Source organism: Chitinophaga varians (assembly GCF_014529945.1).
Classification (GTDB): Bacteria; Bacteroidota; Bacteroidia; order Chitinophagales; family Chitinophagaceae; genus Chitinophaga; species Chitinophaga varians.
In genome coordinates this window covers 513,093-536,806 of record NZ_JACVFB010000002.1, presented here as the reverse complement: position 1 = coordinate 536,806, position 23,714 = coordinate 513,093, and the positions used below count along the sequence as shown (strand labels likewise).

The following is a 23,714-nucleotide window of genomic DNA, read 5'->3' as shown; positions in this document are numbered from 1 at the left end:
TATGAAGCATAAAGTTTTACTCTGTTTAATATTGGTATTGTGTGTAGGATGGGCGCAGGGGCAAAACGTTGACACCAGCCGTCAGGGCAATATTGCCGCGGCACCCGCCGCCGCTCCCGTCCCGGATACCTTCTGGATCAAGGGACTGATCCTGATCAAAGGGAAGAACGAAAAAGGGCGCAATACCTACAAAGTATATAGTGATACCGCTTACGCCCGTGCCAGGCTGAAGAAAAACCTGCATACCAGATGGTTTGTCTTCGATATCGGTTTCAATAATTATATCGACAGAAGCGAATATGGTGGCGCCAGTTATATTTCTTATTACCCCAATAACACCAACTTTTACAATGGCGCAATGCCCGCCGGTAAAGCTTATGATTACTCCGCTGTAGGCTTGGCCACTTTTGCGCCAAGAGAAGGAAGTGAACCATTAACACCCGCTGAATTTAAACTTATCACCGGAAAATCGATCAATTTTAATATCTGGTTGTTTGAACAAAGGCTTAATATAACAAAACACAAACTTAACTTGTTATATGCTTTGGGATTGGAAATGAACAATTTCAGATATGCCCGGAACATTACTTACCAACCTGGCTATATCACAAGGATAATCAGGGATACAGTAGAATTTTCAAAAAATAAGTTGTTTGCCGAATACATATCGATCCCGGTAATGCTAAACTTTAATTCTAACCCGGCTCGCCCTAATCGCGCGTTTCAGGTGAGCTTTGGTGTCTCTGGCGGATATCTGATCAAATCCAGAACCAAACAGATCAGTGAGGAGAGAGGGAAAGTGAGGAAAACCGATGATTTCAACCTCAACAAATGGCGTTTCGGACTGACCAGCGAACTGGGTTATGGCCCTGTAAAGCTGTATGGCAATTTCGCCCTTACGCCTTTGCATGATTACGGATTACAACAATATCCGTTCTCTATCGGGTTGCGGTTGAATGGTTTTTAAATTTTTTGACCTGACCAAAATTCTATCTATGCGTTCTTTTGTCGCCCTGCTCGCATGCATTGGCTGTATTGCGTGGGTGCATTCCTGTGATAAACGCCTGCTTGGTGTGACGGTACCGGTTGTTTCCGGTGAAGGCCAGCTTCCGGTTGACTTGCCTTCCTTTGGCAGCATTCCTGTTGCAGTACCACAAAAAGTAGTTACCACCACCATCCGGCAGGTGTCTGCCGTTCATAAAGCGCCTGTACGGCCGGCAGTGACCAGAAAACACCATGCGGCCATTGTTCAGGCGGATTCTCTCTGGAATAGCCTGGTGCTGGGAAAGCGGGCTGCGTTTCTGATGAATAGTCTAACTCCCTGATAATTAATCTCCTAATTAACTTTGTTGCCCTGATGCCCCTTCCGGTTTTCAATCGGTTGTACCTTATCATGTGTTACCGCTCATAGAATTATCTTCTATGAGCCCGCTGTAATTTTTTTTGCTTCCGTTATATTTGGTAACTATTTTCAAACCAACCTAACAAATTTCTATGAAGCTGCGTAAAATAGCTGTATCGCTGTTGTTGTTTGCAGGAAGTCTGCCAACGGCCATGGCTCAGGGAAAATTTCAATGGAAAGAAGCTACCTCCGGCGGGTATCCCTACCGGTACGTAACGGACGACCCCATGAAAGCCCGTTTTTATACCCTGAAAAATGGTCTCACCGTTATCCTGAGTGTCAACAAAAAGGAACCCCGTATCCAGACACTGATTGGCACCCGCGCCGGCAGTAACAACGACCCGAAAGATCATACAGGCCTGGCCCACTACCTGGAACACCTGCTCTTTAAAGGTACCCAACAGTATGGCTCCCTCGACTGGGCAAAGGAAAAGCCCTATATCGACCAGATCGAGAACCTGTACGACAAATACAATAAAACCACTGCCCCCGACGCCCGCAAAGTGGTGTATCATCAAATCGACAGCGTGTCCGGTATTGCTGCCAAGTATGCAATTGCCAACGAATACGATAAAATGATGACCGGTATGGGCGCACAAGGTACCAACGCACACACCTGGGTGGAAGAAACCATCTATGAGGAAGATATCCCTTCCAATGCGATCGATAAATACCTGACCGTACAGGCTGAAAGATTCCGCGACCCCGTATTCCGCCTCTTCCACACTGAATTGGAAGCAGTATATGAGGAAAAAAACCGCGGACTGGACAACGACGGCCGTAAGGTATACGAAACCCTGCTGGCAGCACTGTTCCCTACTCACAACTATGGTCAGCAATCCACCATCGGTACGGTAGAACACCTGAAAAACCCTAACCTGAAGGCTATCAGAAATTTCTACAATACCTACTACGTGCCTAATAATATGGCCATCGTAATGGCAGGAGACTTCGACCCTGATTACGTGATCAAAACCATCGACAAACAGTTTGGCTACATGAAAGCTAAACCGGTAGCAGAATACAAGCCAGCTCCGGAAACACCTTTCAAAGCCCCCGTTGTGAAAGAAGTATTTGGCCCGGACGCTGAAAGCATCGATATCGCTTTCCGCCTGCCCGGTGCGCTCGATACCCAGTCCAGCCTGGTGCTGGGCGTGCTCTCCAGCATTCTGCAGAATGGCAAAGCCGGCCTGCTGGACCTGAACCTCAACAAACAACAGAAAGCACTGAGCGCGGGCGCTCAGGTAATGGGGCTGAAAGATTATTCCATACTGATACTGTCCGGTAAAGCCAAACAAGGCCAAACACTGGATGATGTTAAGAGCCTGCTGCTCGGACAGTTGGATATCCTGAAAAAAGGAACGTTCGACGAATCACTGGTAAAAGCGATCGTGAACAACTCTAAACTGGCGGAACTGCAAGGTCTGGAAAGCAACAACAATCGCGCTACTTCCATCATGGATGCTTTCATCAAAAGCCGCGGTACCAACTGGTCACATGATGTGTCTTATGTAGACGACATGGGTAAGATCACCAAAAAACAGATCGTAGACTATGCGAATAAATACCTCGCTGACAACTACGTAGCGGTTTACAAACGTAAAGGCGAAGATAAAAACATCCAGAAAGTGGAAAAACCTGCGATCACTCCGGTAGAAGTGAATCGTGAAGCACAATCCGCTTTCCTGCAGAAAGTGTCCGCTATCCCGGCTACACCGGTGAAACCGCAATGGCTGGATTATGAAAAAGATATTCAGACTGCGCCGATTGGCAATACCAATCTGATGTACGTTCAGAACAAGGACAATGGCTTGTTCCGTTTGTACTATCGTTTCGACATGGGCTCCTGGAACAACAAAAAACTGGCCCTGGCAGCACAATACCTGCAATTCCTCGCTACCGACAAATACACTGCAGAGCAAATCAGCAAAGAGTTTTACAATATTGCGTGCAACTTCAATGTGAGCACTTCTACTGAAAACACCACTATCAGTATCAGTGGTTTACAGGAGAATTTCGACAAAGCCGTTGCGTTGTTTGAGCACATATTGACCAACTGTAAACCCAACGAACAGGCGCTGGCCGCACTGAAAGGACGGTTACAGAAATCCCGCTCCGATGCCAAACTGAATAAGTCTGCCATCATGAAAGGTGTGGTTAACTATGCGATGTACGGTGCCAGCAATCCGTTCAACAATCAGCTGAGCCAGGCAGATCTGGATGCTGTTACTGCTACGGAGCTGACAAACCTGCTGCATGACCTGCCATCTTACAAACATGCTGTTATCTACTACGGTCCTCAGCCACTGGCTGCTGCCGCCGCAGATATACAAAAGCTGCATACATTGCCAGCCAGCTTTAAGGAAGTGCCTGCTGCAGTGAAATTCAACAAAACTTCACAGTCAGCCAATCAGGTGCTGTTTGCAGATTATGATATGGTACAAACAGAAGTGAACTGGGTAGGCAACGAATCAGTGTATGATCCTGCCAATACCGGTATCATTTCTCTGTTTAATAACTATTTCGGTGGTGGTATGGGCTCTATCGTGTTTCAAACCATTCGTGAATCAAAAGCACTGGCATATTCTACTTACGCTATGTTCGTATCTCCGGATAAAAAAGGAGAACGTTATTCCCAGATTGCTTATGTAGGCAGCCAGGCGGATAAAATGAACGACGCGATTAAAGGGATGAACGACCTGCTGAATGATATTCCACGTTCCGATAAACTGCTGGAAACCGCCAAGGAATCTATGAAGCAGGATATTGAAACTGAACGTATCACCAATGATGGTATTGTCTTTAGCTACCTGGCTGCGCAGAAACTGGGCCTCAGCACAGATATCCGCAAACAGGTATACGAGTCTATTGATAAAATGAATTTCGATGATGTGAAGAAATTCCATGATACCAACATCGCACACAAACCTTACACATACTGTGTGGTGGCTTCCGGAAAGAAAGTCAATATGGACGATCTGAAAAAAATCGGTGAGGTGAAAACACTCTCCCTGGAAGATATCTTTGGTTATTAATATCATTTAGAAGCAATGTCAGCGCAGCATACAGCTTGTTTGTATGCTGCGCTTTTTTTTATTATACTGCAATAAATAAATATCCCGCTGCGTTATCAGCATTATTTAATCACCCTATGAAAATGTACCGATTTTACGGATACGCAGTAATACTATTGCTGCTGCTGCCGTTGTCAGGATTTGTTGGGAGTAGCGTTGATCTGTACAATGTACGGTTGACTACCGGCAATATTAATCCGGACAAGATCTTCCTGCTGGTAGACAAAAGTGATTACCGGATGTATCTGTATGAAGATGTAACACTGAGAAAAATTTACAAAGTGGTTTTTGGCAACAAAGACCAGGGAGACAAGCTGGTGGAAGGCGACCGCAAAACACCGGAAGGAACGTTCCATATCCAGGCCAAAAGAGTGGACAACCGATGGAGCCGGTTTATGTTGCTGGATTACCCCAATGAAGATTCCAAACAGAAATTTTTTCAACGCCAGAACGATGGCAGCTTGTCGCAGGGAGCCAGTATGGGCGGAGGCATCGGTATACATGGCGTGGAATATGGCGCCGGTATCCGGGATAATTACGTGGATAGCCGCATTAACTGGACGTTAGGCTGCGTGAGTATGAAGAACGGGGACGTAAACGAATTATATGAAATTGTTAAAGTAGGCACTCCCGTGGTGATACGGCCTTAAAAAGGAAAGGTTTTTGTGGAGGGTAGAGGTGTTTTCCAATGGCAGCGTGAAGAAGTAACTTTATACTGCAATTATTGTGAACGGCATCTAGTGGTACATTATACTGTACCATGACTCCAATATATACGGCGGGTCAGATCCTGTGAAGAGCGCGCTCCACTCGGATGGTGCGCGCTTTTTTATTGTGCCATAAAATCTTTTACCAGCTGCTTCCAAACGGTACCGTCTTTCTGACAGAAGGACTGATGCCCGGCATCTTTAAAGATATGCAGTTGTTTTTGTTGGGTCGCCAGTTGACCGAATACCCGTCTGGTTTCATCAGGCGTAACCCTGATATCCTGTTGGCCCCAGCAGTAGAGCACCGGCACTTGTATATGGCGGGCATAATCTTCGGGATTATGGCCGAAACCCCAGAAGCCCAACTCCAGGCCGCCCCAGAACGTGAGCAGCTGGGAGAATGGCGTAGCTGGCAGATGTACAGCCCGCATGCGGCTTTTAACCGCGTCGAGGAGGGTGGCAAAGGGTGATTCGAGGATAATTTTCTGCGGCGTGAGGTGATATTCCGGCACCGCCTTCATAATGGCTGCCGCGCCCATGCTCATTCCCCAGAGGGTGACAGGCTGGTTGGACCGGGACCGGACGTAGTCCCATGCCAGCTTCACATCTTCAGCTTCATTGTATCCGATGGTACAGGCAGTGCCCTCACTGTTGCCATGGCCGCGGAAGTCTATTAAAAAAGTGCTGTAGCCCAGTTGACGGAACCAATAGGCTTCTGGTAGGTGTGAGCCTTTGTTGCCGCCGTATCCGTGAAAAAGAATCACCGTGCCTTTGGCTTGTGGTACCGGCATCCACCATCCTTCGAGGTGTAATCCGTTGGCCGTCAGCAATTGAACGGTATCATACGGTATATTGGGACGCGCGCTGGTGATGGATTTGGAGAGCTTAACACCGAAGAAGATCATGTTTAGTTTTTCCCCGACGCTCATTTCTTCCGGCCGCTTGTTGCGATGGCGATTATTTTCAGAGAAATGGGTGAACTTATAGGCATGAAAAGCTGTGATGCAATTGAAAAGCAGCACGAGAAACAGGAGGGTATAGAGGGCTTTTTTGAAGAAACGCCGCATGGATTTACGGATTTGCGATTTTTTGATTTATAAATTTAAATGCAGCGAAGATCCTACAATATAATGTGATCTCCGCTGCATTTTAAATATCAAAAATATCAAAATCAGAAAATTCCTATATGATTAGAGTTTACCTTTTTTGATTTCATCTACCACCGCCGGATCGAGGAGGGTAGAAGTATCTCCGAGATTATCGAGGTCGTTTTCCGCGATTTTGCGCAGAATACGGCGCATGATTTTACCAGAGCGTGTTTTAGGCAGGCCGCTTACAAACTGGATCTTATCTGGTTTGGCGATAGGGCCGATGATGCGGGATACCGTTTGTGCGATATCTTTTTTAGACAGTTCCGGTTCATGTGTCATTCTTTCCATGATCACATAAGCGTAGATGCCCTGCCCTTTGATATCATGGGGGTAACCTACCACGGCGCTTTCGATAACGCCGGCGTGCATATTGATGGCGTTTTCCACTTCGGCAGTGCCAATGCGGTGACCGCTCACGTTGAGCACATCATCTACGCGGCCGGTGATACGATAGAAGCCGTCTTCATCACGGGTACAGCCGTCGCCGGTGAAGTAGAGGTTCTCGTAGGTAGAGAAATATGTTTTACGGAAACGTTCATGATCGCCGTAGGTAGTACGGAGCATACCTGGCCATGGGAACTTGATACAGAGGTTGCCGTTAACGCCATTGCCTTTTACTTCCTGACCGTTTTCATCTACCAGGATGGGTTGTACACCGGGTAGCGGCAAAGTGGCAAAGCCTGGTTTCTCTTTGGTGATGCCGGCTATTGGTGTGATCATAATACCACCGGTTTCTGTTTGCCACCAGGTGTCTACGATCGGGCAACGGCCTTTACCGATGTTATCCTTAAACCAATGCCATGCTTCTTCGTTGATGGGTTCGCCCACGCTGCCCAGCTTTTTGAGGGAGCTGAGGTCTTTGTGGTTGACAGGGCCGAGGCCATATCCCATCAGGCTGCGGATAGCAGTAGGAGCGGTATACAGGGTATCTACACGGAACTTGTCCACGATTTCCCAGAGCCTGCCGGCATCGGGATAGGTAGGCACCCCTTCAAACATGAGGGTGGTGGCGCCTGCGCTAAGCGGGCCGTATACGATGTAGCTATGACCGGTGATCCAGCCGATGTCGGCGGTACAGAAGAATACTTCACCGGGCTTGTGTTGAAAGGTATTAACGAAGCTGTAGTTGGCATACACCATGTAGCCGCCGCAGGTATGTACCACACCTTTGGGTTTGCCCGTGGAGCCGGAAGTATAGAGGATGAAGAGCATGTCTTCCGCATCCATTTCTTCCGCGGGGCAGGGGGGATTGCCCATGGTTTCCACCTGTTTGATTTCATCTTCCCACCATACGTCTCTTCCTTTGAGCATGCTTACCGGTGTGCGGGTACGGGTGCATACGATTACTTTCTTCACGGTAGGGCAGGCCATGAGGGCGTCGTCGATCACGGATTTCAGGGGAATGTCCTTGTTGCCGCGGTAAGCGCCGTCGCAGGTAATTACCAGGCTGGCTTCCGCATCCTGGATCCTGTCTGCGATGGACTGGGCACTGAAGCCACCGAATACCACAGAGTGGATAGCGCCGATACGGGCGCAGGCCAGTACTGCGATAGCCAGTTCGGGGATCATACCCATATAAATACATACACGGTCGCCTTTCTTAACGCCATTGTTTTTCAGCACATTGGCGAACTGGCATACCTTGTTAAATAAGTCACGATAGGTAATAATGCGATGACGTTCTTCGGGGTCATTGGGTTCCCAGATAATGGCGGGGGAATTGCCGAGGGTGCCGAGGTGGCGGTCCAGACAGTTTTCGGTGATATTCATTTTAGCACCGGAGAACCATTTGATTTCGGGGTCCTTGAAGTTCCAGTCCAATACCTTGTCCCACTTACGGCGCCACATGAAGTGGTCTGCCACGTTGGCCCAGAATCCTTCCGGGTCAATTACGCTCTGCTGATAAGCCTGTTGATAATCTTCTAAAGTCTTGATCTGGTATGGGTACGACATAGCACCATGAATGTTTATTGGTTAAGTACAACTTTTTCCTAACGGGCATTAAATTTAAGAAAAAGCCGGCGGTATGCTAGAAAAAATCTAAAAAAACATGTTAAAACCAGATTATTTTTCAAAACGGATAAGAAGATAGGCCATGGTGAAGCACCTTTAGGGCACAGCAATTTGCTGTCTGTTTTGGACAGGTAATCGCAAGCCACTAAAGGTGTTGGAAAAGAAGGACGGTTGGTGAGGTTATACGCAGGCATGGCCGGAAGTGGCCTTTTATTTCGGGTTGCGGAACTTGATCGCTGACTTCCAGAAGATGTTGTACACTTCATCCATGATTTCCACAATACGTTTTTTCTCCGCGCTGCTCAGAAAGGAGCTTTGTTTGGTTTTGTCGGCAACACCACGTCCTTCTTTAGCACGCATTTTCCGGTAAAAGGTGGGAGTGCTCCAGTTGCAGTCCTGGCATACTCTTTCCCGGAAGAGGGCAGCCATGCCCGAAAATTTCTCATGAATGGAAAATAAAAGGTTGGGTGTCTCCTTACTCATAACAACAGACTTTTATGATGAACAGTAGCTCCCAATTACCCTGTATTGCCGGTCGCAAAATGATATTAATTGTAACTATCAGCGAATACAGTTATAACTGTGAAATTTATCAACATAAAAATACACTATTTGTTGTTATAAATCATGTTAACCCTGTGTGGTATTGATTTTGAGTCGACTTTTGGACAGATTTTCGATCAATTTCAGTCGCTATTTATCATCCTGATAATCGATGATTTGTTTCTTGATTTTTCCGGTCATTTTATCATGATTTCAGTCAAAATGATCGAAAAATAATTTTTTTCACCTACGTATATGCATAAAAGTTAGCCTCTCCGATCATTCTGCTACTCCCTGTGATCATTTTATTATTTTTTAACTTGATTTGATAATTTTATTTACGAAATGAAAGATTAATTGTTATATTATACCATTATTTATAAAAATGGATAAACGATGCAGTCGAGTTTGATACATATGGGCCAGCGATTAAAGCAGATACTGAAGCAGAAAAAAATCAAAATCATCGATTTTGCAAAAATGGCCGGCTTCACCAATCAAATAGCCCACTACCACCTGCGGAACAGTGATATGAAGCGGGTCAACCTGGAACGTTTCTGTGAGATCATCGGTATTACACCAGATGAATTTATCCGGTGGAACGGGACCATGCAACTGGCCAACGGTAAAAATATACACCATGGTAACCGCCTCCAGCACCTCATTGCGGAGAAAGGACTCAATAAAAGCAAACTTGCGGAACGCCTGAATATGAGCAGGAGGACCATGTACAACGTCTTCGAGAAAGAAACGTTCTCGCCGGATGAACTGGACCGGGTGGCCCGTGGATTGGACATTACACCGGAAGCCTTCCTGAATCCCGGCACAGCACAGGAAACAAGGCAAACAGACAGCGAAGAAATGATGATGCTGCGGGAGAAATATTATAAAATCCTGGAGGAACACACCCAGCTGCTGAAAAGCTATACCGCCCTGAAAGATGATGTGCTCAAAATGAAGAAAGAGCTGGCCACCCTTCGTAAAGGGAAAGCGAAGAAGGGGTGATCTTCTGTAACCAGCCGGTATTGTTATCCCCCATTGCGATTATACCCGGGCAGCCGGTACCTCTACTTCCAGGGCTGCTGCTACTTCTTCCCAGTTGTGTACCCGCTCGTAATCTTTCAGATGAATATTATGCGGAGAAGTAAACAACAACTGCCTTCCTTTAAAATGACGCAGGTTCTTGTCGTAGTCATCTATCATGATATCGGCATTCACAATGGTTTTGGAGCCGCAGAGCACAATATTGTGCCAGCTGATGAATGGAAAATGTTCATGCAGCCATTCCAGCTTTTCTCTAAGCGATTGTGGAAATTCCATCGCTGCTGATACAATGAAAACCTCGTACTTCTCCATCAGCGCTTTGATCACTTCCTGACTACCCGGCATTACCGGCGCCGTCCGGAAGAACCCCGGTGTGAGTAAAAATCTGCGCACGGCGCCATCCGGCAGTATTTCCCCTTCCGGAACACCCAACAGCCCCTGCGGGTCCAGTTTAATACCATTTGCTGCTTCGTAATAGGTGAGATAATGGCTGTAGATATCTGCCATTACATTATCCATGTCTATTGCTATTCTTGCCATATTTTGCGATTTATTGCAAATATATGCAAATTGTAGCAAATTATTGCAAAATGTTTCATAATATTGCATAAAATAGCAAGCATGCTGAAAGAGGAAAGACTCGATTATATATTAAAGAAGCTCCAGGCCGATCAAAAAGTACTACAGACAGAACTGAGTACCGACCTGCAGGTATCGGAAGATACCGTGCGGCGCGATCTGGAATCACTGGCGCAAAGCGGGCAGCTGATCAAAGTGAGGGGAGGCGCCATCCCACACTCTCCCAACCCCTATTCCTTTAAAGAAAGAAGTGAACGCCACGCGGCAGATAAACAGCATATGGCCATCAAAGCGCTGTCACTATTGCACGACGGTCAAACAGTGCTCATGGACGGCGGTACTTCCACCCTGGCACTGGTAAAGCTGCTGCCCCCCAATTTGCGGCTGACGATCATCACCAACAGCGTTCCCATCGTAACGCAACTGATAGAGCATCCTACTATTGAGGTGATTTTCACCGGCGGCCGCATTGGTAAAAACTCCCAAACCGCCACCGGCATGGATACTATCCGCACTTTACAGAAAATACGGGCAGACCTGGCTTTCGTAGGTATCTGTAGTCTGCACCCTGAAGCAGGCGTAACTGGCCTGGACCTTGAGGAAGCAGATGTAAAAAGCGTGATGATAGAAGCAGCCAATAAAATTGTGGCGCTGGCCACCAGCGATAAAATGGACACAGCAGAACCATTCAAGGTATGTGAGATCACCGGTATCGATGTGATCGTGACCGACAGGCCCGAACTGCCTTTATTTAAACCTTATCAGGACCTGGGTATCCAGGTCATATAACGTTAAACGGAAATCATTCTCTGAATTACACAACGATGTTACAGGACTTGTCAATACCGGTGATACATAAAAGGGGCGCCCGCATCGCGGTGAGCGCATTGTTTTTTCTGACCGGTTTGTGTTTTGCCAGTTGGGCATCACGTATTCCGGATATACAGCAGACCATGCATCTCAATGATGCGGGACTGGGTAGTGTTTTGCTGGCGCTGCCGGTAGGCTCGCTGATTTCGTTGCCGGTGGCCGGCATACTGGTGTCGCGTTTCGGCAGCAAACAGGTGTTGGTCATCGCTGCGGTGGCCTATGCGGCCATTTTGCCTGTGCTGGGCCTGGCGAAAGCTCCGTGGGAGCTGATCTCTTTCCTCGTATTGTTCGGTTTCTGTGGCAACCTGGCCAATATCGCAGTCAATACACAGGCCGTGGCGGTAGAGGCGATGTATGGCCGTTCTATTATGGCTTCGTTCCATGGACTATGGAGCGTGGCGGGTTTCACCGGCGCCGCCATTGGCGCCACCATGAGCGGATTGCATATCCTTCCGGTATATCATTTCCTGCTGATCACCGGTATCGCATGGACGCTGGTGCTGCTCACCATGCGGCATATCGTACAACAAGACACCAATGTACAAGCTAATCAGCCACTGTTTGTTAAACCCGATCTTTTCCTGTTGACGCTGGGCATTATCGCCATGTGTTCCATGATATGCGAGGGTACGATGTTTGATTGGAGCGGCGTGTATTTCCGCCGGGTAGTGAAGGTAGAAGAAGGGCTGGGTGGCGCCGGCTATGCGGCGTTTATGGGCACGATGGCATCGGGCCGTTTTGTAGCCGACTGGATGATAACGCGATTGGGTACACGAAAAATGCTGGTCATCAGTGGAACGCTTACGGCGGGAGGACTATTGATAGCGGTAGCTTTCCCTTATCTGGTGAGCGCCATGCTGGGCTTCATGCTGGTGGGGGCGGGTGTTTCGGCGGTAGTGCCGCTGGTATACAGCGCGGCCGGAAAATCGAAGGTGCTGTCGCCGGGAATGGCGCTGGCAGCGGTTTCCACCATTGGTTATCTGGGCTTCCTCTTTGGTCCGCCATTGATTGGTTTTGTGGCGCAGGCTACCAGCCTGGCCGTGTCTTTCTCCCTGATTGCTGTAATGGGCGCAGTAATAGCTGTGATGTCTACCCGTATTAAAGTATAATATTATAGCCCGGGGAAGGGGAATTCTTTCTCCGGGCTATGTTAACTCCATCGTAGCAGTACTGAATATCATCTCTTCTCCGCTGTAATCGATGATCAGCGCCCAGTTGCCGGTGGCTGGTATTGCTTCCGGTATCCGCAGGGCTGCTAATGCTTCCAGCAGTGGACCGGGTTCATGTTCAAATGGAATATATCTCACGTAGGAAGCAGCGTCCTGTTGCCTCGGTAAAAATTTCAAAGCATTGATGGCGGCTTCCATCCGCAATATTTCCGGCAGATAAAGTATCTGCAGATGTCCTTCGTTTATTTGTTTTCCCACATAGTCCGCAAAGAGTTCGATTTCCCGTTTGAACTGGAGATCAGATTGCCGGTAGTCCTCCCAGAAGGCCGTGGCCAGCGGCATTAACCGATCGCCCAACAACAAACAGGTATAAGGCAGCAGTGTATAAACAGGCGTGATACGATTAACGCGGTACAGCGTACAATTCACGGACATGCCGCGTTGGAATACCACGGTTTCTAATCTTTTTCTTTCGCGATCGGTGAGATCATAGAGAGAGAAGACTTTGTCCGGCCATTGCCTCGCTTCCAGGCATAATTCCGGAGAGGCGATGAGTGCGGCCAATGCTTGCTGAAATGAGAGGAGAGACATGGTGGTTCAGGTATGATATTGATTCCACACTGCCTTCGCTCTGTTGAGTTCGCGGTTGACGCCCTCGAACTGTAGCAGGTGGAAATAGGATTCGTGAAATTCAAAGGTGATGCCACAAAGGTTTGGCACTAACGGTAACGTATACTCGAGTAGCTCCCAAACGGCCTCGGGGCAGGGCCCGGCATGGGAATCGGTATACATGCCCGCCATTTCATTACCGCCGGCGATGTGTATTTCCACCACTTTATCGAGGTCCAGTGCCGTAATGAAGTGGCGGGCATCAAACCCATGGTTCACCGCGTTCGTATATACGTTGTGGATATCGAGCAGCAACCCGCAGGAGGTGTCTTTTGACAACTCGTTGAGGAAGGCTGTTTCAGACAGTTCCTGGTCGGGCAGGTCAATGAAGTAGACGTTGTTCTCCATGAGGAAAGGCGCTCTGATGCTGCGGCTGATGGCATTGATACGGCCATCGATCATGTCCAGCACTTCGTAGTCGTATGGCACGGGTACGGCCATCCCGGCATTGCGTTCCTGTCCGTGGTCATCGTGTACTTTCACAAAGGAGAGGTGGTCGCTGTGCCAAACAAAGGAATAGCGCTGGTGCCATTCTTCCATTTTGCGGAGGTAGGCCATATCAAAGATACCGGCGCTGCCCAGTGAATAAGAGATATTGTGAGCGGTGAGCGGATATCGGTCTGCCAGTTTATGCAGCACGGCCATCCAGCTGTCTATTTCTTCAAAGCGGTCAGGATGGCCGTTGCCAAGGTCTGACCAGAACATGTCCGGGATGATTTCCACATAATCACAGCAGGAAGGTTGGCTGTCGAGATAAAGCTCCAGGGAAGGATTATACAACAAACCCACGCCCAGCCGGGGAATGGTTTTTTCGTATAGCCGGCTGGTATAGCCGGCAAGTGTTGCAGGGCACATGGTAAGCAGTGTTTTAAAAGGCCCCGCTGCGGAGAGCGGGGCGGTGATACGTTAGTGGCCGATGGTGGTACCTTTGATGGCAGCCATTTTGTCGAGGTCTACTTTCATCACATGCTCCAGTTCTTCCCGGATGTTGAAGTGGACGCCTGACAGGCAAGCCTGACAGCCACGGGGGTTAATTTTTGAAATCACCATTTCCTGTAATTTGGCGATATCGGCCATTTTGGTGCCTTTAGGCACGGTAAGGTTTACCTGGCCATCAGTTCCATAGTGAACTTCTGCTGTACGCATGACATGTGGTTTTTGGGGGTGATAAATGATAGATATACAATGACAGATATAAAACAGAAAGAAAAGCTGCTCGATCGATTGCCGGTCAATTGGGGTTGATATGTTTTAACAGGACCTAAAGGTAGGATATTCCGTGATGACAGGGCAACGTATTTGTACGGAAAAACATGGGCCGTGTTTCTCCCGAAATCCGCCTCTGCCGTAGGGTTCTATAAAATAATTATTGTATGTAAAAAAAGCTTTCTATCATCCGGCTCAGAAAATTCTTTCGTAAAAAAAGAAATTTAATTCCATTATTAAATTTCAAATGACGTAACTTTGCACGATTTTTTTGGTCCCTCGTACGGCATTAAAATCAATGTGGTTTTTCATTTTCAATAGATTACAAAAATGCCAAAAGACTCATCTATCAAATCTGTCCTCATTATCGGATCTGGTCCCATTATTATTGGTCAGGCTTGCGAATTTGACTATTCTGGTTCCCAGGCAGCACGTTCGTTGCGGGAAGAAGGAATTAAAGTGATTTTGATTAATTCCAACCCGGCTACCATCATGACGGACCCTATGATGGCCGATAAGGTTTATTTGCTCCCATTAACCGTGGAAAGCATTGAGCAGATTCTGGAAGAAAACCAGATTGATGCCGTATTACCTACCATGGGTGGTCAAACAGCACTGAACCTTTGTAAAGAGGTAGATGAGCTGGGAGTTTGGGAAAAGTATAATGTTCGCCTGATAGGGGTAGACATTAAAGCGATCGACAAGGCAGAAGACCGTGAACAGTTCCGCCAGTGGATGATTCAAATCGGTATTCCGGTAGCTCCTGCGAAAACAGCGAACTCCTTCCTGGAAGGTAAAGAGTTTGCACAGGAAATCGGATTCCCGCTGGTAATCCGTCCTTCTTTCACCCTTGGTGGTACCGGTGGCGGTTTCGTACACAGCAAAGATGAGCTGGACGAAGCGCTGGACCGTGGCCTGAAAGCTTCTCCCATCCATGAAGTACTGGTGGAAAAAGCCGTATTGGGCTGGAAGGAATACGAACTGGAACTGCTGCGTGATAAAAACGACAACGTGGTGATCATCTGTACCGTGGAAAACCTGGACCCTATGGGTATCCATACAGGCGACTCCATCACCGTGGCTCCTGCCATGACCCTGAGCGACACCGCTTTCCAGGACATGCGTAACAAAGCCATGATGATGATGCGTGACCTGGGCAATTTCGCCGGCGGATGTAACGTACAGTTCTCCCTCAATCCGGAAACCGAAGAACTGATCGCGATTGAAATCAACCCGCGTGTGAGCCGCTCTTCTGCGCTCGCATCCAAAGCTACCGGTTATCCGATCGCGAAAATCGCTGCCAAACTGGCTATCGGGTACAGCCTCGACGAGCTGGAAAACCAGATCACCAAAACGACTTCTGCTTTCTTTGAGCCAACGTTGGACTACGTGATCGTAAAAATGCCACGCTGGAACTTCGATAAATTCAAAGGCGCAGACGACACACTGGGCCTCCAGATGAAGTCAGTAGGCGAGGTAATGTCTATCGGCCGTACTTTCCCTGAAGCCTTGCAGAAAGCCTGCCAGAGCCTCGAAAACGATGCGCTCGGCCTTGGCTACTATGGCAAGTCGCTGATGAAATCCGAACAACTGATCGAAAAACTGAAACGTCCAACCTGGGACCGCATCTTCCGTATTAAAGATGCCCTGATGGCTGGCGCTTCTGTAAAACATATCCACCAGCAGACTTACATTGACCGCTGGTTCCTGCACCAGATACAGGACATCGTGAATCTGGAAAAACAACTGGGAGAGCATGATCTGGAAAGCGTTCCGGTGGATATGCTGAGAGAGGCTAAAAAGATGGGCTTCTCCGATGCTCAGCTGGCCGTGATCTTCGGTAACTGTGAAGAAGAAGAAGTATACGAGAAGAGAAAAGCCAACAGCATTGTACGTACCTACAAAATGGTAGATACCTGCGCCGCTGAGTTTGAAGCGAAAACACCTTACTTCTATTCTACTTTCGATACTGAAAATGAAAGCAAGGTAACCGACCGTAAAAAAATCATCGTACTGGGCTCCGGTCCGAACAGAATTGGTCAGGGTATCGAGTTTGACTACTGCTGTACGCACGGTCTGCAGGCTATCCAGGATTGCGGCTACGAAGCGATCATGGTAAACTGTAACCCTGAAACCGTATCTACCGACTTTGACATGGCGGATAAGCTGTACTTCGAGCCGGTATTCTGGGAACACCTGTGGGAAATCATCGAGCTGGAAAAACCAGAAGGAGTGATTGTTCAGCTGGGTGGCCAGACAGCGCTGAAACTGGCAAAACGCCTGGAAGAAAAAGGTATCAAAATCATCGGTACTTCTTTCGACAACATGGACATCGCGGAAGACCGTGGTCGTTTCTCCGACATGCTGAAAGACCTGGGTATCCCTTATCCGAAATATGGCACTGCCTACAATACTGATGACGCGATTGAAGTAGCGAAAGAAGTAGGTTATCCGGTACTGGTACGTCCGTCTTATGTATTGGGCGGTCAGCGTATGCGTATCGTGATCAACGAAGAAGAACTGGAACAGTCAGTATTGAGCCTGCTGCGTCACCTGCCGGGCAACAAAATCCTGATTGACCACTTCCTGGACCGTTGCCAGGAGGCTGAAATTGACGGTATCTTCGATGGTACAGACTTCCACGTAATGGGTGTGATGGAACATATTGAGCCAGCGGGTATCCATAGTGGTGACAGCCATGCGCTGCTGCCAGCCTTCAATCTTACACCGATTGAAGTGACAACCATGGAATACTACGCGGAGAAGATAGCCCGTGCACTGAATATCCGTGGTTTGATCAATATCCAGTTTGCGATTAAAGGCGGCCAGGTATATGTAATTGAAGCCAACCCACGTGCTTCCCGTACCACACCGTTCATCGCTAAAGCTTACCAGGTGCCTTACCTGAACATCGCTACCAAAGTGATGATCGGCGATAAGAAACTGAAAGACTTCAAAATTGAAAAGAAACTGACTGGCTTTGCTATCAAAGAACCAGTATTCTCCTTCAATAAGTTCCCGGGCGTTAACAAAGAACTGGGCCCTGAAATGAAGTCCACTGGTGAAGCTATCCGCTTTATCAAAGACCTGAGGGATCCTTACTTCCGTCAGTTATATAAAGAGAAGAGCATGTACCTGTCTAAATAAAACAGGTCGCACCATAAAAACAAAAGCCCGTCAGTGTAATGCTGACGGGCTTTTTGTTTTATCTTTTTAATATGTGACAGTTATAAAAAAACAGAGCCTGATAAAGATCAGGCTCCTTCTTTTCCCTCAAAATAACCATTAAAGACACGACTATTGAATCTTGATACGACACAAATAGCGTGACCGGTAATGCATTTTACAAATAATATTATATTTAAAGAAGATGTTAACTAATCAATAACAGATTTGCAAAGTTGATATATTTAATATATTGATATTTAATACAGTATATAGTATGAAAAAATGATAGCCAAATTCTGTTAACACCTCCTGAACCAAAAATTACCTAGTTATCATATCTTTTTCGCATCTGCTGTTTTTGCGTTTTTGCGACGGTTTAATTCCTACATTTAAAGATATTAAAGTTGACCCCTTTTTTATGCAATTTGAATCATCCATGTTTGTTGCGGCATGTTGGAAACGTGCGCCCTTTCTACGTTTAACAGCTCCTTTGCTGACCGGTATCAGTATGCAGATATATGTGCCCCTTCCGGTGGTATGGCTATACACCCTTATCCTGTCTGCATTTGCAGCGTTGTTGGTGATACGTTTGCTACCGGTTGCATATCGTTATCATTATGCGTGGGCAAATGGCATTCCTATTTTTATCATGCTGTATTGTAGTGGAGCGATGTTGCTGGTTTCTGCCGGTATCGGGCCGGGCGACCGGGACGATTCCGCATGGCCTGATGGTGCCCAATATTGGTTGACAAAGGTAGAAGAGCCTTTGCAGGAAAAGCCACGTTCCCGTAAAACGCTGTTGACCGTTACTGCTGTGTATGCGCAGGGCAGATGGAGCGCGTCCGAAGGACGTTTATTAGCCTATTTCAGCAAGGATAGCTCGTCGGCGGGATTAACGTATGGTTCGGTGGTATTGGTGGCAAAAAAGCCTGTTAAAATCACAAACAGCGGCAATCCCGGGGCATTCGATTATCGGCAGTACTGTGCGACGCAGCAATTGTATCATCAGGTGTTCCTGAAAGCAGCAGACTACCGGCAATTGCCCCGTCCGGGCGTGCGTAACATCACGTCCAGCCTGCTGCACGCGCGTGATTTTTGCCTGCGCCAGCTGAAAACCTACATTGGGAAGGGGCCGGAGGCCGGCATGGCAGAAGCCCTCCTGATCGGCTACCGGCAAGACCTGGACCCGGACGTGGTCAACGCTTATAGCAATACGGGCATTGTGCATGTCATTGCTATTTCCGGCATGCATCTGGCCTTGTTGTATGCTTCCCTGCTATGGCTCCTGCGTTGGTTGCCGGCTCGCAAAACGGCGAATACGATACGGGCGTTGTTATTGCTGACGGTGTTATGGGGCTTTGCCTTGCTGACAGGCGCTTCCGCTTCGGTGCTACGGGCTGCGGTGATGTTCTCCGGGATTACCATCGGTAATTTGCTATTAGGCCGAAAAGCCAGCACCTACAACATGTTGGCCGCCTCCGCGTTTGTGCTGCTGTGTTACCATCCGTGGCTGGTTATTGACGCGGGTTTTCAGTTATCATACCTGGCGGTGCTCAGTATCCTGTTGTTTTATGAAGCGATATACCAGTTATGGCCGCTACAAAAGTGGTGGGCTAAGGCTGTCTGGCAGCTGGCGGCGCTCTCGCTCGCAGCACAGATACTCACGCTGCCGGTGTCTGTCTACTATTTTCATCAGTTTCCTGTATACTTCCTGCCAGCCAATCTGGTGGCGGTGCCGCTGTCTACGGTGGTGATCTATGGAGAAATACTGCTGCTGTTGCTATCACCCTTTGATACCCTGGCCGGATGGGCGGGGACCGCACTACGTTGGTTGATATACGTGATGAATACCGGTGTGGCATGGTTGGGACAACTACCTTTTGCCCTGATACGCGACCTGCAATGGAGTTGGTGGCAAACGGCCTGCTGTTACCTGTTGATAGCAGGGATGGCATGGTGGCTGTTGGATTACTACCGCCGTGGCTACTGGCTCGCCCTGACGGCCTGCTGGCTAATGATAGCGGATCAGGCCGTCCGGCATATTATCGACCGGCAGCGGCGCCAGCTGATCATCTATAACGTGCCCGCCTATACGGCGATGGATGGTATCGGAGAAGGGAAGGTGCAGTTCATAGGCCATGACAGCGTCTGGAAAATGCCGGCAGCCAGGCAGCTACAGGCGGCGCGGGCAGCCATGGGCGTAAAACCCGGCACAGTGGCAGGTTTACAACAGAGCGGCCGCTATCTGTGCGTAGGACGGAAACAACTGGTGGTGGTAGATAGTCTGTTGCCCGTGCCGGTGCCGGTTCATCGCCCGAAGGTCAATTATCTGCTGCTGAACGGGAATCTTAACATGAAGATGGAGCGGGTGCTGGCATGGTATAACGCCGATACAGTCATTTTCGGTGGCGCCTGCCCGCCTTACCGTATCCGGCGCTGGGCAGCGGAATGTGCCTCCTCCGGAACACCCTTTTACAGTGTCCCGGAGACCGGCGCGCTCGTGATTCCGTTCTGATCAGATAATATTTTTTTGTTGCCCAGCCCCACATTCCGGGCTTTTCCTCACTATTACCCTCCGGCAGGAAATGGAAAAGTGATCGTTACGTGTTAACTTTGCGCAGCTTTTCGGTTCCGGACCAGGGGCCAATGTTATTAAAATTTCTAATGTTTTCCTTCATGCAAAAGCAAATTAAATCAGCGCTGATCTCCGTTTTCTATAAAGATAACCTGGAGAACATTGTTAAAAAATTAGGTGAACAAGGTGTGACCATCTATTCTACCGGTGGTACGCAAAAATTCATTGAGGAACAAGGCGTAAAATGTGTGGCAGTAGAAGATCTGACCGCTTATCCGTCTATCCTCGGCGGTCGTGTGAAAACACTGCACCCTAAAGTATTTGGTGGTATCCTGGCCCGTCGCGAAAATCCGCAGGACCTGGAACAGCTGAAACAATACGAGATCCCGGAGATTGACCTGGTGATCGTTGACCTGTATCCGTTTGAAGAAACCGTGAAAAACACGACAGAAGAACAGGCTATCATTGAAAAGATCGACATCGGTGGCGTATCCCTGATCCGTGCTGCCGGTAAAAACTTCAAAGACGTGGTGATCGTAGCATCCAAAGACCAGTACGCTGATCTGGAAAAAGTGCTGACAGAAAACAACGGCGCCACTTCCCTGCAGGACCGCAGAAACTTTGCTGCTAAAGCATTTGAAGTATGTGCTAACTACGATGTGGCCATCTCCCAATATTTCCTGAACAACGAACCTGGCGATTATTTCCAGGTGTCTGTTCCGCAGGGCCAGGTGAACCGTTACGGTGAAAACCCGCACCAGCGTGGTGTTTACTATGGTAACCTGAACGATATCTTCAACAAACTGCATGGCAAGGAACTTTCCTTCAACAATCTGGTAGACGTAGACGCTGCCTGCCAGCTGATTCAGGAGTTCACCGAAACTACCTTTGCTGTGATCAAACATACCAACGTATGTGGCATCGCTTCCCGTGCTACCCTGAAAGAAGCCTGGGACGCTGCATTGGCCGGTGACAAGGAAAGTGCTTTTGGTGGCGTACTGGTGTGCAACCAACCTATTGATAAAACCACTGCGGAAGCTATCAACGAGATCTTCTTTGAAATCCTGATCGCGCCTGGTTTTGATGCAGAAGCCCTGACAGTACTGCAAGCGAAGAAAAACCGTATTCTCCTCGAGCAAAAACAACCGGTGAAGAGCAAGCACATGTTCAAAAATGTGCTGAACGGCGTATTGCTGCAAGACGGTGACAACGGTAACTATAAAGAATGGAATGATGTGGGCGCTCAGCCAACTACTGCTGCGCAGCGAGCTGACCTGGAGTTTGCCAATATCGTGTGCAAACACCTGAAATCCAATGCTATCGCGCTGGTGAAAGATAAACAACTGATTGGTAAAGGTTGCGGCCAGACTTCCCGCATCGATGCACTGCGTCACGCTATTGAAAAAGCCGGCCAGTTTAGCTTCGAGCTGAAAGGGTCTGTGATGGCTTCTGATGCCTTCTTCCCATTCGATGACTGTGTACGCATTGCGCACGAGCAGGGTATCGAAGCAGTTATCCAGCCAGGTGGTTCCGTTCGTGACAACGATTCTGTTGAATTCTGCAAACAACACGGTATGGCCATGGTAATGACCGGTATGCGTCATTTCCGCCACTAATCCCGTTTAAATAAAAAAGATAAAAGCGGAGATCATTTCATGGAAATGACCTTCGCTTTTTTTTAAGAAAAATTGGCGCCATTGCCTGAAAATAGCTACTATTGTTATTCATGGCCTTTATCAAGCAAAATATCATGCAGGATACAGCAGATGCGGACCTTGTCCGGGAGTACCAGACTTCCGGCAATCTGGAGCTGCTGGCTGCCCTCTACCAGCGTTATATGAACCTGGTATATGGTGTATGCCTGCAATACTTTGATGAAGAAGGCAGCAAGGACGCCGTCATGCAGATCTTTGAGGAGCTGATTGATAAACTGAAGCGACATGAAGTACAGAACTTTAAAAGCTGGCTACATGTTTTGTCAAGGAACCACTGCCTGATGAAGCTCCGGTCCATGAAAAACAAAGAATCTCTTCAGGTCACCATCGAAGATGATTCCCCGCTTATGGAAAACGGGGAATTAGCGCATCATGACCACGAAGTCACGCTGGAAGACAATCTCCAGTCTATGGAAAAATGCCTGGAGACTTTGCCGGAAGAGCAAAAACGCAGCGTGAACCTGTTTTATCTGGAAGAAAAAAGCTACCGGGAGGTGTCTGCTCTCACCGGTTATGAAATGAATAAGGTGAAAAGCTATATCCAGAACGGGAAAAGAAATCTTAAAATTTGTATGGAGCAACAACAACATGCCTGATAAGCACGCACATAACAAACCTGCCGTTAGCGCCGAGCTGATCCGCCAGTATCTGGCCGGAGAGCTGGATGATAAGGCCATGCACGCCCTGGAACGTCAGGCGCTGGATGACCCGTTCCTGGCCGACGCGCTGGAAGGTTATGCCCTGCATGCCCCCGATCAGCAAGTCCATCAGGAAGACCTGATGGCCCGGTTGACCGAGAGGGTAGCGCCGCGTAAAGCGGTGGTGCGTCCGTTATACCCTCGTATAGCCGCGGCTGCAGCTATTCTGTTGTTACTCTTTACCGGTGGCTGGTTCCTGTTCCGTGAGCGGGAACGTACTCCCGCACCTATCGCGCAGGCAGATATCGCCCCACAACCTGCTATACTGGACACACCAGCTTCTGTACCTGCTCCGGCCGCTGCGCCCGAAATGGCTATAGAGAAAGCTGCTGACGCGAAAAGCAGTGGCAGGCAGTCAGCTCCCGTTCAGCACCGTAGCGCCCCAGCTCTGGCGAAAGCCATGGAACCGGCAGCGGACGTCAGTACAGCTGATGACAGGCTGGCTGAAAAACCACTGGAACGAAGGGTATTAAAACAGGTACCGCCCACTGCCACTTTCTCTGCGCCGGTATCAGCACCACCTTCGGTAGCGCAGGCAGCACCGGCACTGGCTCCGCCTCCTACTGCCGACAAACAATTGAGTGAAGTGACCATCATGCATCCTGACTCCGCTGCGATGGCCCGTGGCAATATTAAACACGCGGACCTGGAAGACGTGACGGTAATGGGATATGGTACCGCCCGAAAACGTAAAGGAGAAGGGCCCAAACGTATGGACTCATTAACGGTACGCCCCCCATTAAATAATGGCTATGTTGGTAATGCCTTAGAAGGAAAGGTTGCCGGCGTTGCTGTTGTCACTGCGGAGAAGAGTGCCAAAAGAGTGGCTTCCGTACGGAACGAAACACAACCCACACCTGTTGACGGCAAAGAGGCGTTTCAGCAATACCTGCTGGAGCATACCGCTAATCCCGGTGGTTTCAATGGCGTAGTGCGTATAGGATTTACCGTTATGCCTGACAGTACACTGAAGGATATTAAAGTGATCCGGAGCGTGAATGTAAATGCAGCGTGTGAAGCCGAAGCGATCAGGGTAGTGAAAGAGGGACCTGTATGGAAACCTGCCGCAGACGGAAAGCCTGCCAACGTAACGTTGGATGTGATATTCAAAGAAAAAACAGCCCAATAAGT

General features: G+C 48.4%; 19 protein-coding genes. 12 read left to right on the top strand and 7 right to left on the bottom strand.

Features of this window, described 5'->3' with window-relative positions; translation table 11 throughout:
- The first annotated feature begins 1 nt into the window (after position 1).
- The 4 genes from ICL55_RS09965 (at position 2) to ICL55_RS09950 (ending at position 5,126) form a co-directional block, all read left to right on the top strand.
- Positions 2 to 967 (top strand): outer membrane beta-barrel protein, encoded by a 966-nt coding sequence (locus ICL55_RS09965; protein WP_188096578.1) that lies wholly within the window; start codon positions 2 to 4, stop codon positions 965 to 967.
- A gap of 28 nt (positions 968 to 995) precedes the next feature.
- Complete coding sequence (locus ICL55_RS09960) at positions 996 to 1,325, top strand: hypothetical protein (RefSeq protein WP_188096576.1); 330 nt, start codon at positions 996 to 998, stop codon at positions 1,323 to 1,325.
- A gap of 169 nt (positions 1,326 to 1,494) precedes the next feature.
- Entirely contained in the window at positions 1,495 to 4,437 is a 2,943-nt protein-coding gene (locus ICL55_RS09955; RefSeq protein ID WP_188096574.1) for a M16 family metallopeptidase, read from the top strand.
- A 122-nt stretch (positions 4,438 to 4,559) separates the two neighbouring features.
- Positions 4,560 to 5,126: a L,D-transpeptidase family protein gene (locus ICL55_RS09950; RefSeq protein ID WP_188096573.1), complete on the top strand. Its 567-nt coding sequence runs from the start codon at positions 4,560 to 4,562 to the stop codon at positions 5,124 to 5,126.
- Positions 5,127 to 5,305: 179 nt separating this feature from the next.
- On the opposite strand, the gene ICL55_RS09945 is transcribed toward ICL55_RS09950, so the two are convergent.
- The 3 genes from ICL55_RS09945 to ICL55_RS09935 form a co-directional block, all read right to left on the bottom strand.
- On the bottom strand, positions 5,306 to 6,250 hold the full coding sequence (locus ICL55_RS09945; protein WP_188096571.1) for an alpha/beta hydrolase: 945 nt from the start codon (positions 6,248 to 6,250) through the stop codon (positions 5,306 to 5,308).
- Between the two features lie 123 nt (positions 6,251 to 6,373).
- Positions 6,374 to 8,287 (bottom strand): acetate--CoA ligase, encoded by a 1,914-nt coding sequence (gene acs / locus ICL55_RS09940; RefSeq protein WP_188096569.1) that lies wholly within the window; start codon positions 8,285 to 8,287, stop codon positions 6,374 to 6,376.
- 270 nt (positions 8,288 to 8,557) lie between these two features.
- Positions 8,558 to 8,830, bottom strand: coding sequence for a hypothetical protein (locus ICL55_RS09935; protein ID WP_188096567.1), 273 nt, complete (start codon positions 8,828 to 8,830; stop codon positions 8,558 to 8,560).
- 456 nt (positions 8,831 to 9,286) lie between these two features.
- On the opposite strand from ICL55_RS09935, the gene ICL55_RS09930 reads away from it, so the two are divergent.
- Entirely contained in the window at positions 9,287 to 9,895 is a 609-nt protein-coding gene (locus ICL55_RS09930; RefSeq protein WP_188096564.1) for a helix-turn-helix domain-containing protein, read from the top strand.
- A gap of 39 nt (positions 9,896 to 9,934) precedes the next feature.
- Here the strand turns inward: ICL55_RS09930 and ICL55_RS09925 are convergent, their stop codons facing one another.
- Positions 9,935 to 10,474 carry a 5' nucleotidase, NT5C type gene (locus ICL55_RS09925; RefSeq protein WP_188096562.1) on the bottom strand — a complete coding sequence of 180 codons (540 nt, stop codon included), beginning with the start codon at positions 10,472 to 10,474 and terminating at the stop codon, positions 9,935 to 9,937.
- Between the two features lie 81 nt (positions 10,475 to 10,555).
- Between ICL55_RS09925 and ICL55_RS09920 the strand changes: the two genes are divergently transcribed.
- Both ICL55_RS09920 and ICL55_RS09915 read left to right on the top strand, forming a co-directional pair.
- Positions 10,556 to 11,302, top strand: coding sequence for a DeoR/GlpR family DNA-binding transcription regulator (locus ICL55_RS09920; RefSeq protein WP_188096560.1), 747 nt, complete (start codon positions 10,556 to 10,558; stop codon positions 11,300 to 11,302).
- Positions 11,303 to 11,337: 35 nt separating this feature from the next.
- A complete protein-coding gene (locus ICL55_RS09915) occupies positions 11,338 to 12,492 on the top strand; it encodes an MFS transporter (RefSeq protein WP_188096557.1) in 1,155 nt (384 codons plus the stop codon).
- Positions 12,493 to 12,528: 36 nt separating this feature from the next.
- On the opposite strand, the gene ICL55_RS09910 is transcribed toward ICL55_RS09915, so the two are convergent.
- From ICL55_RS09910 to ICL55_RS09900, 3 genes are read right to left on the bottom strand one after another with little or no spacing between them, the layout of a single operon-like run.
- Entirely contained in the window at positions 12,529 to 13,143 is a 615-nt protein-coding gene (locus ICL55_RS09910; RefSeq protein ID WP_188096555.1) for a hypothetical protein, read from the bottom strand.
- Positions 13,144 to 13,149: 6 nt separating this feature from the next.
- Complete coding sequence (locus ICL55_RS09905; RefSeq protein WP_188096553.1) at positions 13,150 to 14,076, bottom strand: MbnB/TglH/ChrH family RiPP precursor modification enzyme; 927 nt, start codon at positions 14,074 to 14,076, stop codon at positions 13,150 to 13,152.
- 51 nt (positions 14,077 to 14,127) lie between these two features.
- Positions 14,128 to 14,367 (bottom strand): hypothetical protein, encoded by a 240-nt coding sequence (locus ICL55_RS09900; RefSeq protein ID WP_188096551.1) that lies wholly within the window; start codon positions 14,365 to 14,367, stop codon positions 14,128 to 14,130.
- Between the two features lie 390 nt (positions 14,368 to 14,757).
- Between ICL55_RS09900 and carB the strand changes: the two genes are divergently transcribed.
- The 5 genes from carB to ICL55_RS09875 all read left to right on the top strand — a co-directional run bounded on the left by carB (position 14,758) and on the right by ICL55_RS09875 (position 23,712).
- Positions 14,758 to 17,574, top strand: a complete 2,817-nt coding sequence (carB, locus tag ICL55_RS09895; RefSeq protein WP_188096549.1) for a carbamoyl-phosphate synthase large subunit — start codon at positions 14,758 to 14,760, stop codon at positions 17,572 to 17,574.
- A 439-nt stretch (positions 17,575 to 18,013) separates the two neighbouring features.
- The gene (locus ICL55_RS09890) at positions 18,014 to 20,110 is read left to right on the top strand and encodes a ComEC/Rec2 family competence protein (protein ID WP_188096547.1); all 2,097 of its coding nucleotides are present in this window, start codon (positions 18,014 to 18,016) and stop codon (positions 20,108 to 20,110) included.
- 161 nt (positions 20,111 to 20,271) lie between these two features.
- Positions 20,272 to 21,786, top strand: coding sequence for a bifunctional phosphoribosylaminoimidazolecarboxamide formyltransferase/IMP cyclohydrolase (gene purH, locus ICL55_RS09885; RefSeq protein WP_188096545.1), 1,515 nt, complete (start codon positions 20,272 to 20,274; stop codon positions 21,784 to 21,786).
- Positions 21,787 to 21,920: 134 nt separating this feature from the next.
- Entirely contained in the window at positions 21,921 to 22,481 is a 561-nt protein-coding gene (locus ICL55_RS09880) for an RNA polymerase sigma factor (RefSeq protein WP_246496213.1), read from the top strand.
- On the top strand, positions 22,474 to 23,712 hold the full coding sequence (locus ICL55_RS09875) for an energy transducer TonB (protein WP_188096541.1): 1,239 nt from the start codon (positions 22,474 to 22,476) through the stop codon (positions 23,710 to 23,712). Before ICL55_RS09880 ends, ICL55_RS09875 begins: the two co-directional genes overlap by 8 nt.
- The last annotated feature ends 2 nt before the right edge of the window (positions 23,713 to 23,714 follow it).

Excerpts from the sequence above, each read along its gene's own strand:
- ICL55_RS09910 (WP_188096555.1), bottom strand. The coding sequence starts at position 13,143 with ATGTCTCTCCTCTCATTTCAGCAAGCATTGGCCGCACTCATCGCCTCT.
- ICL55_RS09890 (WP_188096547.1), top strand. The coding sequence starts at position 18,014 with ATGCAATTTGAATCATCCATGTTTGTTGCGGCATGTTGGAAACGTGCG.
- ICL55_RS09875 (WP_188096541.1), top strand. The coding sequence starts at position 22,474 with ATGCCTGATAAGCACGCACATAACAAACCTGCCGTTAGCGCCGAGCTG.
- ICL55_RS09955 (WP_188096574.1), top strand. The coding sequence starts at position 1,495 with ATGAAGCTGCGTAAAATAGCTGTATCGCTGTTGTTGTTTGCAGGAAGT.
- ICL55_RS09915 (WP_188096557.1), top strand. The coding sequence starts at position 11,338 with ATGTTACAGGACTTGTCAATACCGGTGATACATAAAAGGGGCGCCCGC.
- ICL55_RS09880 (WP_246496213.1), top strand. The coding sequence starts at position 21,921 with ATGCAGGATACAGCAGATGCGGACCTTGTCCGGGAGTACCAGACTTCC.
- ICL55_RS09945 (WP_188096571.1), bottom strand. The coding sequence starts at position 6,250 with ATGCGGCGTTTCTTCAAAAAAGCCCTCTATACCCTCCTGTTTCTCGTG.
- carB (WP_188096549.1), top strand. The coding sequence starts at position 14,758 with ATGCCAAAAGACTCATCTATCAAATCTGTCCTCATTATCGGATCTGGT.
- ICL55_RS09925 (WP_188096562.1), bottom strand. The coding sequence starts at position 10,474 with ATGGCAAGAATAGCAATAGACATGGATAATGTAATGGCAGATATCTAC.
- ICL55_RS09920 (WP_188096560.1), top strand. The coding sequence starts at position 10,556 with ATGCTGAAAGAGGAAAGACTCGATTATATATTAAAGAAGCTCCAGGCC.
- ICL55_RS09905 (WP_188096553.1), bottom strand. The coding sequence starts at position 14,076 with ATGTGCCCTGCAACACTTGCCGGCTATACCAGCCGGCTATACGAAAAA.
- ICL55_RS09950 (WP_188096573.1), top strand. The coding sequence starts at position 4,560 with ATGTACCGATTTTACGGATACGCAGTAATACTATTGCTGCTGCTGCCG.
- ICL55_RS09930 (WP_188096564.1), top strand. The coding sequence starts at position 9,287 with ATGCAGTCGAGTTTGATACATATGGGCCAGCGATTAAAGCAGATACTG.
- purH (WP_188096545.1), top strand. The coding sequence starts at position 20,272 with ATGCAAAAGCAAATTAAATCAGCGCTGATCTCCGTTTTCTATAAAGAT.
- acs (WP_188096569.1), bottom strand. The coding sequence starts at position 8,287 with ATGTCGTACCCATACCAGATCAAGACTTTAGAAGATTATCAACAGGCT.
- ICL55_RS09935 (WP_188096567.1), bottom strand. The coding sequence starts at position 8,830 with ATGAGTAAGGAGACACCCAACCTTTTATTTTCCATTCATGAGAAATTT.
- ICL55_RS09900 (WP_188096551.1), bottom strand. The coding sequence starts at position 14,367 with ATGCGTACAGCAGAAGTTCACTATGGAACTGATGGCCAGGTAAACCTT.
- ICL55_RS09965 (WP_188096578.1), top strand. The coding sequence starts at position 2 with ATGAAGCATAAAGTTTTACTCTGTTTAATATTGGTATTGTGTGTAGGA.
- ICL55_RS09960 (WP_188096576.1), top strand. The coding sequence starts at position 996 with ATGCGTTCTTTTGTCGCCCTGCTCGCATGCATTGGCTGTATTGCGTGG.